Origin of the sequence: Atlantibacter sp. RC6 (assembly GCF_014193285.1) — a bacterium.
Classification (GTDB): Bacteria; Pseudomonadota; Gammaproteobacteria; order Enterobacterales; family Enterobacteriaceae; genus Atlantibacter.
In genome coordinates, this window is record NZ_JACHZE010000004.1 from 101,081 (window position 1) to 114,805 (window position 13,725).

Below are 13,725 nucleotides of genomic sequence, written 5' to 3' on the forward strand. Positions count from 1 at the left end.
CCTGTTTTTATGTATCGCCCTACGCCTGAGCGTCTGGTCGTGATACTTCTCTTGACCTGAACGAGCAGCCAACTCGTCATCCTCTGGCCGATCGTCCCCACCTGTAAGTTTCAGCGGTAAAACCACCCGAACCTTAAGCATAGCCAACGCGCTATCCGACCCCCGAGAAAAATTGCAACAAACCGGTTTACATTCTCCTGTACTAAAAAAAACGGGAGCGCTTACGCACTCCCGTTATGATTTCCCGTTACGCTAACTGCCGTAACATACGGCGCAGCGGCTCGGCGGCGCCCCACAATAACTGGTCGCCAACAGTAAAGGCAGACAGGTATTCCGGGCCCATATTGAGTTTACGCAGGCGGCCAACCGGGGTCGCCAGCGTTCCGGTCACCGCGGCAGGGGTCAGTTCACGCACGGTGATGTCGCGATCGTTCGGCACCACGTTCACCCAGTCGTTATGGGTCGCCAGCATCTCCTCGATAGAGGAAAGCGAAACATCTTTTTTCAGTTTAATGGTGAATGCCTGGCTGTGGCAGCGCAGCGCGCCAACGCGTACGCACAAGCCATCCACCGGGATCACGGACGAAGTGCCGAGGATTTTGTTGGTTTCCGCCTGGCCCTTCCACTCTTCGCGGCTCTGGCCGTTATCCAGCTGTTTGTCGATCCATGGGATCAGGCTGCCGGCCAGCGGTACGCCGAAGTTATCTACCGGCAACTGGCCGCTGCGGGTCAGCGCCGTGACTTTACGTTCGATATCCAGAATGGCGGAGGCCGGATCGGCCAGTTCGCTCGCCACGCCGTTATACAGTTGGCCCATCTGCGCCAGCAGTTCGCGCATATGGCGCGCGCCGCCGCCGGACGCTGCCTGATAGGTCGCCACGGACACCCACTCCACCAGATTCTGCGCGAACAGACCGCCCAGCGACATCAGCATCAGGCTGACGGTGCAATTGCCGCCGACAAACGCCTTCACGCCTTTATTTAAGCCTTCGGTAATAACATGTTGGTTGACCGGATCCAGAATAATGATGGCGTCATCTTTCATACGCAGCGACGAGGCGGCGTCAATCCAGTATCCTTGCCAACCGCTTTCACGCAGCTTTGGGTAAATTTCGTTGGTATAATCGCCGCCCTGGCACGTCACGATGATATCCAGCGCCTTCAGCGCGTCGATAGAATATGCGTCCTGAAGCGTGCCGCCCTGATGGCCGCCAAAGGACGGCGCAGCCTGCCCAAGCTGGGAAGTGGAAAAGAAGACGGGACGAATGGCGTCAAAATCGCGCTCTTCAACCATGCGTTGCATGAGTACGGAGCCAACCATTCCGCGCCAGCCGATAAAACCAACATTTTTCATAGCGAGTTATTCCTGCGAGGTGTGTGCGTGTTGTGCGTGCCGGGTAAAGCCGGACATCCTTTCACCTTACAAAATGCAGCTAAAGTCGCAAGTGAAATAAATCAATGATCGCGCGATCATCAGTAAAGCAACTTATTTAAGCGGGCAGTGGACCCGATTTACAGGAAATGCGTACATGAATGACATTATCTCCGCCGCCGTTTTGCTGGTCCTCATTATGGATCCCCTGGGCAATCTGCCTATTTTTATGTCTGTCCTTAAACACACAGAACCGAAGCGGCGTCGGGCAATCATGATACGCGAACTGTTAATCGCGCTGCTGCTGATGCTGATTTTCCTGTTCGCGGGCGAAAAAATACTCGCTTTTCTGAATTTGCGCGCCGAGACGGTTTCTATTTCCGGCGGCATCATTCTGTTTTTAATCGCCATCAAAATGATTTTCCCGAGCCAGGAGGGCAACGCAACGGGATTACCCGCTGGCGAAGAACCTTTTATCGTCCCGCTGGCAATCCCACTGGTCGCGGGCCCGACGATTCTGGCGACGCTGATGCTGCTGTCGCACCAGTATCCCAATCAGATGGGGCATCTGGTTATCGCGCTGCTGATTGCCTGGGGCGGAACGGTGGCGATCCTGTTGCAGTCATCACTGTTTTTACGGCTGCTCGGCGAGAAAGGGGTCAATGCGCTGGAACGGTTGATGGGGCTGGTGCTGGTCATGCTCTCCACGCAGATGTTCCTGGACGGTATTCGGGCATGGATGAAAGGGTAATTATTCGCTTTATTCATCTGTCTACAAGCTGCAAAAATCATACATCAGTGCCGCGTATTTATGTGATTTATGATGGTTAACCGTGACTTACCCTTGATGACATCTTCAAAAAAGAATTAAGCGCAGAGTTGAGCATTAAATGTAATCAAGGAGAAAACTGATGGCATGGAATAAATCACAAGCAGTGTCTTCCGCGCGGATGCGCGCATATGCCGAAAGCCAAAAACGGTGCGCGCATTACGTTCCGCTTTGTTGCTCTCTGGCCTTTTGTTTCATGACGTTCAGCATAAGCACTTTTTCCGCAGAAGCGCCCGATCCCTATAGACGAGAGCCTGCTAATCCCTATGGCGCACCGGGAAAAGCCGCTCTTGAATTTAACCGCTGGTATTTGCAGCAATATGCTGAAAATAAAAATCCCCTCACTCACCATGAGATCGAGCGTTACGTTACCGCCGATACGTTAAAAAAGATGCGTAAGCTTGACGCCAGAACAGAAGAGTACATGCGCAGGACTGGCGACTTACCTGAATTCGCTTATGAAACAGACTACTTTACAAAAACTCAGGATATCTCGCCGGACTGGCCCACTCATGTATCGATTGTGGGTGCCGACTATGACCCGGCGTGCGCAAATGTCTATGTAGCCTTTGGTAAGGATAAAAGGTTTATTCTTGCTGACTGCATGGTTGAAGAACAAAACGTCTGGAAAGTGCAAAGCGTTACGCAGATTGAAGGGGGAGCCTGGCGATATTAATAACTACATATAAACAAAGGCCCGGGTAACCGGGCCTTTGTTCGGCTTCTTACCAGAGTAAAAAGCCCAGTCGTACGCTTAACTCACTATCGCAAACGCGATCATCCCGACAATCGCGCCGACGGTTCCCAGGATGGTTTCCATCAGCGTCCAGGTTTTCAGGGTTTGCCCTTCGGTGGCACCGGTAAATTTACCGAACAACCAGAACCCGGCGTCGTTAACATGGCTCACCACGATTGATCCGCCCGCGATGCAAATCGACAACGCCGCCAGCTGCGCGCCGGAGTAATGCAACTGCTCAATCACTGGCATCACCAGGCCTACCGCCGTCAGGCAGGCAACCGTGGCGGAACCCTGGATAATGCGCACTGCCGCGGCCAGCACAAAGCAGGTAATGGCAATCGGCAGGCCCATGCCGGTTAACGCTTCACCCAGCGCCGGGCCCACGCCGGAATCCACCAGCACCTGTTTGAACACGCCGCCTGCGCCAATCACCAGCAGGATAATCCCGGCGGGTTGCAACGCGTGGCCGCAGATTTCCATCACTCGCTCGCGCGGCATGCCGCGACGCATCGCCAGGCCATACATCGCCACCAGGCAGGCAATCAGAATGGCGGTAAACGGATGGCCGATAAACTGCAACCATTCATAGAGCTGCGAGCCCTGTTCGGTAAAGCGCGCGGCGATGGTTTTCAGGCCCACCAGCACCAGCGGCAGCAGGATCAGCGCCAGGCTGAAGCCGAACGATGGCAGTTTGCCTTCGCCCAAATGCGGTTCGCTGATGTCATCCGGAATGTGCAGTTCAACATGCTTACTGATGAAGTTGCCGAACAGCGGCCCGGCGATCAGCATGCCTGGGATCGCGGCGCACAGGCCAATCAGGATCATCCAGCCAAAATCGGCGTGCATCTGCGAGGCCAGTAGCATCGGCGCAGGCCCTGGCAGTAAGAACGCCGCTGCCGCCGCCACGCCGGCAAATAGCGGGATCACCAGCTTCACCAGGTTGGTCCCGGTGTGGCGCGCCATGGAAAACGCAACGCTTATCAGCAGAACAATCGCCACTTCGAAGAACAGCGGCAGCGCGCAGATCAGGCCCGCGAGGCCAATGGCGTAATGCGCTTTGCTGTGCCCGAAGGATTTGAGCATCTTGACGGCGATCTGGTCGACCGCGCCGGTTTCATGAAGGATCTTGCCAAACATGGCGCCCAGCGCCACCACGACCGCCAGAAAACCCAGCGTGCCGCCCATCCCTTTTTCCATGGTTGCCGCAATCTTATCGAGCGGCATACCAGAGAAAAGTCCTGCACCAATAGACACCACCATCAAAGCAACGAAGGCATGCATACGGGCCTTCATCACTAAAAACAGCAGTAACAGCACGGAGCCGACTGCTGTTAACACCAATGTTAAAGTATTCACGCCGCCTTGCCTTCTCCAATTGCGGCAATGGTGCTTTCCACCACGCCTTCCAGCGGCTGATCGATATCAATCACGATAACATCGGTCTCGTCGGCTTTCGGTTCTTCCAGGGTCTGGAACTGAGTGACCAGCATCTGCGGTTTAAAGAAGTGGCCTTTACGCGCTTTCAAACGCCCTTCAATCACGTCAGATTCCCCTTTCAGGTAGATAAAGGAGAGATTCGGGTTACCGTCGCGCAGTTGGTCGCGATAATCCTTTTTCAGGGATGAACAGACAATCAGCGACACTTTATTGGTGCGCTGCATGGCGAATGCCGCGTCGTTCAACGCTTTCAGCCAGGGTCTGCGGTCGTCATCGTTTAGCGGCTCGCCGGAAGCCATTTTCATAATGTTGCTGCGCGGATGCAGGAAATCGCCATCCAGAAAAGCGGCCTTCAGGCGGTGCGCCACTTCGCTGGCTACGGCGGATTTACCGCTGCCGGATACGCCCATTAAGACGTAAATGTGGTGATCATGGTTGGTCGTGCTCATCGCGTTGCTCCACTGGCACAAAACGTTGGAAGGGAAATGTTACGGGTAACAGTTATCGGTAACATTGTCATGCGGCGTTGGGGGCGACGCAATCTCCGTGCGTCGCCAGTGTCAATAAGTGTGAGCCAGTTCAAATTTGGCGAGGTTAAATCGATCCGCCTGGCGACAATGTGAAACCTAAATCTAACAATTTAGGCGTTACGATTTCACCCCGGATACGCGCCAGCAGGCGCTCCGCGCCAATTCGCCCCATGCGTTCACGCGGCGTCAGCACGCTCGCCAGCCGGGGTTCCATCACCTGCCCGATATCGTGGCCGTGAAAACCGGCAATCGCCATATCTTCAGGAATACGCAGCCCCAGCCGCTGGCATTCGAACGCCGCGCCGATAGCTAAATCGTCATTGGTGCAGAAGATGCTGTCAAGTTGAGGGAATTCGCGCCGCGCCTGGCGCAGCAGTTCAATACCGGTGGAATAAGAAGAGGATTGTTCAACCATCACGCTGTACGGCGTCAGGCCCGCATCGCGCATCGCCTGTTCGTAGCCGCGCTGTTTCTGAATGGTTCGCTCGTCCAGACGCGCCCCCAGATACGCCACGTGGGTGTGGCCGCGTACGATAATTTCCGCCGTCATCTGGCGCGCCGCTTCAAAATTATTGAAGCCGACGGCGATGTCCAGGCACGGGGAGACGCTGTCCATCAGCTCGACCACGGGGATCCCCGCCACTTCAATCATTTTGAGCGTCCGCGGCGTGTGGGTGCGTTCGGTAAGGATTAATCCGTCGATGTTCCAGGAGAGCATTGATTCCAGCCGCTCCTCTTCCAGTTCGGGCTTATAACCATAGTGCGCCAGCATGGTCTGGTAGCCATGGGCGTCAATCACGCTTTCGATACCGCGCAGCACTTCGGCAAATACCTGATTAGTGAGCGACGGCAGCAGCACGCCGATAGCGCGGCTGGTGGCGTTAGAAAGAATATCGGGTGCGCGGTTGGGGATATAGCCCAGTTCATCCAGCGCGGCGGCGATTTTTCCGCGCAGCGCCTCGGACACCTGCTCGGGATTGCGCAAGAAGCGACTGACGGTCATTTTCGTCACGCCTACGCGATCAGCCACATCCTGTAGTACCGGTCTTTTCTTTTTCATCGTCTCGAAGGCGCAAAATGGATCTGTTAAGCGAGTTTATCACGGACGACGCCCGGGCTTCCTCTGTAACAGTGGAAGCCCGGGAAAAAGCACGGAATTTTGCAGCGCGCGCACCGTTTCACGATGCGCGGTTACGGTCACGATCAGACCGGCGGCAGGTCAAACAGCAGGATTTCGCTGTCGCTGTCGGCATGGATAGAAAGCGCCTGCTCGTCGCGGATCGCCAGACCATCGCTGGTGGTGGCTTTGGTGCCGTTAACGGACACATTGCCCTTCACCACCTGGATCCAGACATTGCGGTCAGCGGCAATTTGGTACAGGCCTTGCTCGTCTTTCAACAGCGCCCAGCGCGACAGTTCCATATCCTGATTCACTTTCAGCGAACCGTCGCGGGCATCCGGCGACAGCACCAGCTGGCGGCCCTGCGTGGCGTCGAAGCGGCGCTGCTCGTAGCGCGGCTCGATGCCATTTTTTTCAGGGATGATCCAGATTTGATACAGGCGCAGACGCTCGGTCTCGCTGGGGTTGTACTCGGAGTGACGCACCCCGGTCCCGGCGCTCATAATCTGGAATTCGCCCGCAGGCACCTGCTCTTTATTCCCCATGCTGTCCTGATGCTCAACCGCGCCTTCCAGCACGTAAGTCAGGATTTCCATGTCTTTGTGCGGGTGAGTGCCGAAGCCCTGACCGGCGTCGATCACATCATCATTAATCACGCGCAGGGCGGAAAAGCCCATAAAATTTGGATCGTAATAGTTGGCAAAAGAGAAGGTATGCCAGGAGTCTAACCAACCGTGATTGGCGTGGCCGCGATCGGCTGCTTTGCGTAAGTAAATCATTGTGTACCCCCAGTTCGTTTGCGATGGAAGTAGTGTGGACCGGAAGCGCCGTTGATGATAGAGGGCGAAAATTGACGCCTCTGTTCAAAAAATGTGAATGAGTTATCGGGGCCGAAATCAGGATAAAAAAAAGCCAGCGCAAGGCTGGCTAAGAAATACTGGAAGCAATGTGAGCAATGTCGTGCTTTCAGGTTTACACCGTAGGGGTCTCCCTGAACGCATGGCAATAATAATCATTATCATTCGCATGTGTCCAGCTTTTTTTGGAAAAAAATCAGATTGACGAAAATTGAAAAGTCAATGATGTTTAAAGGGTTTTATAACTTATTGAGGACAAAAGGGATGAGCGAGATTGTCATCCGGCACGCCGAACCCACCGATGTTGAAGCGGTACACCACCTGTTTACCCAACCGGAGGTGTATTATAACACGCTACAGGTTCCCCACCCGTCACTGACAATGTGGCAGGAGCGGATGAATTTTAAAACACCCGGTCATTACCACCTGGTCGCGCTGATTGATGACCTGGTCGTCGGGCATCTGGTCATCGCCGCCGAAACGCGTCCGCGCCGCAGTCACGTCGCCAGTTTTGGGATTTGCGTCGATTCTGCGCACGCCAGGCAGGGCATCGCCACCGCCCTGCTGCGCGAGATGATCGCCATGTGCGACAACTGGCTGCGCATTGAGCGCATCGAACTCACGGTGTTCGTTGATAACGCGCCAGCCATCGCGGTGTACCATAAACTCGGTTTTGAAATCGAAGGCACCGGCAAACAGTACGGCTTGCGCGATGGCGAATACATCGACGCTTATTTTATGGCTCGCCTGCGCCCATCCCGTTAAGCGTTTGCCCACCCAACCGATAGCCCGCCATGAAAAACAAGATGACGCACCCGGCTGGGTTTTGGTAAAGAAGCCGATTTTTCCGGGGTATTTCCCCGGTTAAAATGTCACCCACTCTTCTTGTGCGGTTGTCTGGCGGGGTGCCGGTCGGGATGAGGGGTTATCCTCAACAGCGGCGAGCGTACGCTCCACCAGCCGGAAATGCTCTACTGACTGTTGCAGTTCCGCCGTCTGGCGCTCCAGGCTGGCTGCCGCGGCAGATACCTGCTCTACCAGCGCCGCGTTGTGCTGCGTTACGCTATCCATCTGGGTGATCGCCACGCCGACCTGGGCAATGCCTTTACTCTGTTCATCGGTCGCTGAGGCGATCTGCTCCATAATCGCCGTGACCTGCGCCACCGCATCGACGATTTCCGCCATGGTGATCCCCGCCTGGTTCACCAGTTCCGCGCCTTTCTCGACCCGGTTAACGGAATCGGCAATCAGCGTTTCGATCTCTTTCGCCGCCTGCCCGCTGCGGCTGGCCAGGTTGCGCACTTCACTCGCCACTACCGCAAACCCACGCCCCTGCTCGCCCGCACGCGCAGCTTCCACCGCGGCGTTAAGCGCCAGAATGTTGGTCTGGAAGGCGATGCTGTTAATCACCGTGGTGATATCGGCGATTTTCTTCGAGCTACCAGAAATGCCGGTCATGGTGGTCACCACATCACCCACCAGCTTCCCGCCTTTGCTGGCAGTCGCCGAGGCCTTTTGCGCCAGTTGGCTGGCTTGATGGGCATTATCGGCATTGTGCTGCACGGTGGCGGTCAGTTGTTCCATGCTGGCGGCGGTTTCCACCAGCGCCGACGCCTGCTCTTCAGTGCGGGTAGAGAGATCCTGATTGCCGGCGGAGATATCCCGCGCGCCATGCCAGATATGCTCGCTGCCCTGGCGGATGGCACTCACCGCATCACGCAGGCTGTCCTGCATCGCGGTCAGCAGCGGTACCAGTTTACCCACGCAGTTGCGGCTGGCCTTGACCGGCACCGGCTGGCTGAGATCGCCATTGGCAATAAGCTGGAAGTGATCGCGAACCCGGTTAAGCGGGCGCACCAGCATGGTCACCAGATAGCGGTCGGCCAGGATCAGCATCAAGACGCCCAGCGCCACGCTGGCGATGATGATGGTGCGGGTCAGCGAGGTCTGGTTATCCACCGTTACGCGGGTTTCATCCAGCATCCGGCCCGCATTGGCATTAAACTCCTCAGCGCTGGCACCGAACGCCCGGCTCAACGCGGGGGTAATATTGTTGGCATGAGCGCGAAACGCGTCCAGATCGCCCTGCAGGGCCAACTGGAACTGACGGGTAACCCCCTCGTCGAGCAGCTTCTGCCAGCTGGTAATCACGTTATCCGAGGTGGCCTGATCCATGGGCCCCGACGAGAGTGCTTTAAACTGCGCCAGCTCCTGCGCCATATTCTCCAGCGCTTTCTGCACCGGTTTCATCACCGTTGGGTCAGGCTGCATGCCTGGTTTGGTTCCGTCCATCACGCGCGACAGGCGCGTCACGAAACGAAAATACTGATCGTTGCCTTTACTGAGCACCGTCATCTGGCGCACCAGATGCCGATCCACCGCATTTCCCTGGCTCATCTGGTTCAGCGAAAATACGCTAAACAGCCCGGCACCGCTCCACAACAAGCACAGCAGCCCCAGGATGGCGACCATGACGGAACGAATGGTGAAATGTTGAAGTAAACCCATAACTCTTTCCTTTGTATACACAGTGGATTATCCACCCGATATATTCTTTATCGGCAGGATGGACAAAAGGTATACAAGGCAGGAGAGGAATTTCGCGGTTAAATCGTAAATAAGGGGTAGTGTTTATGCCCATTAATTATAAGGAAAAGTAAGAACTGGACGGAATTTCACCGTCCAGTGTTTTACAGAGAGATTAATATCCCGCCGTCAAATCATCCACCGAGCGCGGATCGGATGTGCCATACAGCGCGCCATCAGGCCCAACAACAATGCTCTGGGTGCTGCCCATCGCCTCTTTCACCGCCACGTTCTGGCCTTTATCTTTCAGCAATCTCAGCGTATCGGGGCTAAAACCTTTCTCAACCCACAGCTCGTCCGGTAGCCACTGGTGATGGAAGCGCGGCGCGTTGGTGGCTTCGGCGATATTCATTCCGAAATCAATGCTGTTCACCACCATCTGCAAAACGGTAGTGATAATCCGGCTGCCGCCCGGGCTGCCGGTGACCAGCCAGGTTTTCCCGTCTTTCACCACGATGGTGGGCGACATCGACGACAGCGGGCGCTTATGCGGCCCTACCGCGTTCGCTTCACCGCCGACCAGGCCGTAAACGTTAGGCACGCCCGGTTTCGCCGAAAAGTCATCCATTTCGTTATTCAGCAAGATCCCGGTGTTGCCAGCCACAATGCCGCTGCCGAAAGTGGTGTTCAGGGTATAGGTCACTGCCACCGCATTGCCGTCTTTATCCACCACCGAGAAATGGGTGGTTTGATTACTCTCGTAAGGCGCGAGGTTACCGGGTTTAATCTCTTTGGACGGACGCGCCTTCGCCAGGTCGATCTGGTCTGCCAGGGTTTTGGCATAGGCTTTATCGGTCAGCGCCTGCCAGGGCACCTTCACAAAATCCGGGTCGCCCAGATATTCCGAACGGTCGGCATAGGCGAATTTCTCCGCTTCGGCCATGATTTGCATCGTATCGGCGCTGCCAAAGCCATACTTCTTAAGGTCGAAGTTTTCCAGGATATTGAGGATTTGCACGATGTGGATCCCGCCGGAGGACGGCGGTGGCATGGAGAACACCTGGTATCCACGGTAGTCACCGCTGATTGGCGTCCGCTCTACCGCCTTGTAGTTCGCTAAATCGTCCTTACTAATCAGCCCACCGTTTTTTGCCATCTCATCGGCAATCTGGTCGGCGATGGCGCCTTTATAAAACGCATCCGGCCCGATTTCGGCAATCATCTCCAGCGATTTGGCGAGATTGGTCTGCACCAGTTTGTCGCCTTTTTGCAGCGGGTTACCATCACTTTTCCAGAAGATGGCTTTACTGTTGGGATGATTGGGCAACGTTTCGCTGCCATAGGTTTTCAGGTCATCCGCCAGCGCGTCGTTGACCACGAAGCCGTCACGCGCCAGCAGGATCGCAGGCTGCACCACCTGGTTGAGCGGCATAGTGCCATATTTTTGCAGCGCCAGCGCAAAGCCCGCCACGGTGCCCGGCGTACCGGTCGCGAGGTGCGAAGTCAGGGACTTTTTGCTGTCGGCGTTACCGGCCGCATCAAGGAACATATCTTTGGTGGCTTTCTGCGGGGCCATTTCACGGAAATCAATGGCAGTGGTGTTGCCATCTTTGGTGCGCAGCATCATAAACCCGCCGCCGCCGAGGTTACCGGCCTGCGGATGGGTTACCGCAAGGGCGAAGCCCACGGCGACGGCGGCATCCACCGCGTTGCCGCCTTTTTTCAGGATCTCGACGCCAACCTTCGTGGCGGTGGCGTCCACCGAGGCGACCATCCCTTGCTGAGCGCGAACGGGATGGAACACATCCTCTTCCACGCCGTAGGAGACGGGTGCGGCTGTAGGGGGCGGCGCGGCAAACGCCGACAGACACAGTCCCATGAGTAATGCAGGCAGGGCTTTCCACATCATCTTCATTGTTGTTCTCCGGGTTTTTCGGGGCTCGTCCCCCGCTTAAGCCTGGTTCACAACTCTTAAAAAATCATCGTACTGTCGGAAAGCGAGTAAACTTAGAAGATCCTTCACGAGGAGGAATGATGATGAAAAAACTGTTAATTCTGGCGGCGCTACTGTCGCCCTGTAGCTTTGCACAGCCGATTAATGTGTTGAATAACCCGAATCAGCCGGGGTTCGTCAATCCAAGCGAGCAGCGGATGCAAACCCAGATGCAGAGCCAGCAAATCCAGCAGAAAGGAATGCTGAATCAGCAGTTGCAGACCCAGACCCGGGTCCAGCAACAGCATCTGGAGTCGCAGATCAACACCAATACGCAGCGCATCAGAGAGTCTGCGCCGGGCGAGCTGAACCCGCAAACCCAGCAGATGCTGCCCAACACCAGCGGCAGCATGCTGAACAACGGCTCATCCAGCCAGGACCGGATGCTGGATAATCAGCAACATATGTTACCCGGTAAAACCAACGGCGATATGCTGCGGCCCAATAACGGCACCCTGAGTAACCAGGGCGTGACCACCATGCCGCAGCCGAATATCCCGCTGAAAACCATTGGCCCTTAAGCGTTGAAATGCGGGCCGATCTCATCGATGCGATCGGTACAAATGCTATCAACCCCCCAGCGCAGCAGCGTGGCGGCGCGCTGGGGATTGTTGACGGTGTAAACCAGGATTTTCAGCCCCGCCGCCTTGAGCGCCGCAATCCGCGCCTCATCCAGCAATTTATGATTCAGGTGAATCGACACGCAGGCAAGGCGTGATGTTAATTCGCGCCAGTCGCTGCGCCATTCATCCAGCAGTAACCCACGTGGCAGTTCCGGCGCGGCCTGTTGCGCGGCTTCCAGCGCCGCAACGGAAAACGATGACAGTAACGGCGGCGTCATGCCCTGCCACAAATCACGCGCCGCCAGCGCCACCACTTTGCCAGTTTGCGCGTCCACCCCCGTGGTGGGTTTAATCTCGATATTGGCCATCATGCCGTGTTCGCGACAGCGCGCAGCCACGTCTTTCAGCAGCGGCAGCGATTCGCCTTTGAACTCGCCGCTGTACCAGCTCCCCGCGTCTACTTTTACCAGGTCGTCCCAGTCCAGATCGCCGGCAATACCCCAGCCGTTGCTGGTGCGTTCCAGCGTGTCGTCATGCAGCAAGAAAATCTGTCCGTCTCTGGAAAGTTTGGCGTCAAACTCGATCATGGTGTGCCCATAACGCGCCCCCACGTCGATAGCCGCCAGCGTATTTTCGGGAGCCAGCTTGCCGCCGCCCCGGTGGGCGACAATCGCAGGGTATGGCCAGTTATTCATAGACGTATTCCTGTTTCACCATCAAAAAAGTGCAGATGCTCCGGCGGCAGATGCAGCCAGAGCGTCGAGCCCGCCGCAGGCCGGTGCTGATGCGCAAGACGCACAATCACTTTTTGCTCGCCGAAGCGCCCGTGCGCCAGGTTATCCGCCCCCAGCATCTCAAGGGTTTGCACGTTGAGCGGCACGCCGCCTGCGGTCTGTGAGCTTAGCGCAATATGTTCGGGGCGGATACCCAGCGTCACCACGCGGCCAGCCAGCGCCAGATGACGCGCCCCCAGCGGCAGGCTGAAGCCGTCTGCGTCAAAATGGGTCGCCTGGGCATTAATACGCCCCTCCAGCAAATTCATGGCGGGCGAGCCGATAAAACTCGCCACAAAGCGCGACGCAGGGCGCTCATAGACCTCCACCGGCGTCCCGATTTGCTCGGCGACGCCTTTATTCATCACCATCACCCGCTGGGCCAGGGTCATGGCTTCCACCTGATCATGGGTAACGTAAAGGCTGGTGGTTTTCAGGCGGCGATGCAGTTGTTGCAGCTCAAGGCGCATCTGCACCCGCAGTTTGGCGTCGAGGTTGGAGAGCGGCTCATCAAACAGGAACACCGCCGGATCGCGCACGATAGCGCGGCCCATCGCCACGCGCTGGCGCTGCCCGCCGGAGAGTTCGCGCGGACGGCGTTTCAGTAAGCCATCCAGCTCCAGAATACGCGCCGCTTCATTGACCCGCGCCTCGATGTGACCTTTACCCATACCGCGTATTTTCAGGCCCCAGGCCATGTTCTCTTCAACGTTCATATGCGGATACAGCGCATAGTTCTGGAACACCATGGCGATACCGCGCGCTTTCGGCTCCAGTTCAGTGACGCGTTGATTATCGATCCAGATATCGCCGCTGGTCACGCGCTCCAGCCCGGCGACCATGCGCAGCAGCGTGGACTTCCCGCAGCCCGACGGGCCGACCATTACGATAAATTCCCCGTCCGCCACGTCCAGGGTCAGCGGCTTAATCACCTGGGTTTTGCCGTCCCAGCTTTTGGTTACTGCCTGTAATTTTAATCCAGCCAT

At 56.4% G+C, this 13,725-nt stretch carries 13 protein-coding genes; 4 read left to right on the forward strand and 9 right to left on the reverse strand.

Annotation, left to right across the window (positions count from 1 at the left end; translation table 11 throughout):
- Positions 1-247: 247 nt before the first annotated feature.
- On the reverse strand, positions 248-1,354 hold the full coding sequence (gene asd, locus FHW74_RS10880; protein WP_125292591.1) for an aspartate-semialdehyde dehydrogenase: 1,107 nt from the start codon (positions 1,352-1,354) through the stop codon (positions 248-250).
- A 175-nt stretch (positions 1,355-1,529) separates the two neighbouring features.
- On the opposite strand from asd, the gene FHW74_RS10885 reads away from it, so the two are divergent.
- Together FHW74_RS10885 and FHW74_RS10890 are read left to right on the forward strand one after the other, a co-directional pair.
- The gene (locus FHW74_RS10885; RefSeq protein WP_183170447.1) at positions 1,530-2,123 is read left to right on the forward strand and encodes a YhgN family NAAT transporter; all 594 of its coding nucleotides are present in this window, start codon (positions 1,530-1,532) and stop codon (positions 2,121-2,123) included.
- A 160-nt stretch (positions 2,124-2,283) separates the two neighbouring features.
- Positions 2,284-2,877, forward strand: coding sequence for a DUF3828 domain-containing protein (locus FHW74_RS10890; RefSeq protein ID WP_183170448.1), 594 nt, complete (start codon positions 2,284-2,286; stop codon positions 2,875-2,877).
- Positions 2,878-2,955: 78 nt separating this feature from the next.
- On the opposite strand, the gene gntU is transcribed toward FHW74_RS10890, so the two are convergent.
- The 4 genes from gntU to FHW74_RS10910 all read right to left on the reverse strand — a co-directional run bounded on the left by gntU (position 2,956) and on the right by FHW74_RS10910 (position 6,806).
- Positions 2,956-4,296: a gluconate transporter gene (gene gntU / locus FHW74_RS10895; protein WP_183170449.1), complete on the reverse strand. Its 1,341-nt coding sequence runs from the start codon at positions 4,294-4,296 to the stop codon at positions 2,956-2,958.
- Positions 4,293-4,826, reverse strand: a complete 534-nt coding sequence (gene gntK / locus FHW74_RS10900; RefSeq protein WP_183170450.1) for a gluconokinase — start codon at positions 4,824-4,826, stop codon at positions 4,293-4,295. The genes gntU and gntK overlap by 4 nt, the downstream gene beginning before the upstream one ends.
- Before the next feature lie 145 nt (positions 4,827-4,971).
- On the reverse strand, positions 4,972-5,967 hold the full coding sequence (gene gntR / locus FHW74_RS10905; protein WP_183170451.1) for a gluconate operon transcriptional repressor GntR: 996 nt from the start codon (positions 5,965-5,967) through the stop codon (positions 4,972-4,974).
- 143 nt (positions 5,968-6,110) lie between these two features.
- Positions 6,111-6,806, reverse strand: a complete 696-nt coding sequence (locus FHW74_RS10910) for a pirin family protein (RefSeq protein ID WP_183170452.1) — start codon at positions 6,804-6,806, stop codon at positions 6,111-6,113.
- Positions 6,807-7,148: 342 nt separating this feature from the next.
- On the opposite strand from FHW74_RS10910, the gene yhhY reads away from it, so the two are divergent.
- Entirely contained in the window at positions 7,149-7,649 is a 501-nt protein-coding gene (yhhY, locus tag FHW74_RS10915; protein WP_183170453.1) for an N-acetyltransferase, read from the forward strand.
- Between the two features lie 99 nt (positions 7,650-7,748).
- Here yhhY and FHW74_RS10920 read toward each other — a convergent pair whose 3' ends face one another.
- On the reverse strand, positions 7,749-9,392 hold the full coding sequence (locus FHW74_RS10920) for a methyl-accepting chemotaxis protein (RefSeq protein ID WP_183170454.1): 1,644 nt from the start codon (positions 9,390-9,392) through the stop codon (positions 7,749-7,751).
- A gap of 193 nt (positions 9,393-9,585) precedes the next feature.
- Positions 9,586-11,325, reverse strand: coding sequence for a gamma-glutamyltransferase (gene ggt / locus FHW74_RS10925; protein WP_183170455.1), 1,740 nt, complete (start codon positions 11,323-11,325; stop codon positions 9,586-9,588).
- A 122-nt stretch (positions 11,326-11,447) separates the two neighbouring features.
- Between ggt and FHW74_RS10930 the strand changes: the two genes are divergently transcribed.
- A complete protein-coding gene (locus tag FHW74_RS10930) occupies positions 11,448-11,924 on the forward strand; it encodes a DUF2756 family protein (protein WP_183170456.1) in 477 nt (158 codons plus the stop codon).
- Here the strand turns inward: FHW74_RS10930 and ugpQ are convergent.
- Together ugpQ and FHW74_RS10940 are read right to left on the reverse strand one after the other, a co-directional pair.
- Positions 11,921-12,661 (reverse strand): glycerophosphodiester phosphodiesterase, encoded by a 741-nt coding sequence (ugpQ, locus tag FHW74_RS10935; RefSeq protein WP_183170457.1) that lies wholly within the window; start codon positions 12,659-12,661, stop codon positions 11,921-11,923. The two genes, FHW74_RS10930 and ugpQ, sit on opposite strands and share 4 nt — an antisense overlap.
- On the reverse strand, positions 12,658-13,725 hold the full coding sequence (locus tag FHW74_RS10940) for a sn-glycerol-3-phosphate import ATP-binding protein UgpC (RefSeq protein WP_183170458.1): 1,068 nt from the start codon (positions 13,723-13,725) through the stop codon (positions 12,658-12,660). The genes ugpQ and FHW74_RS10940 overlap by 4 nt, the downstream gene beginning before the upstream one ends.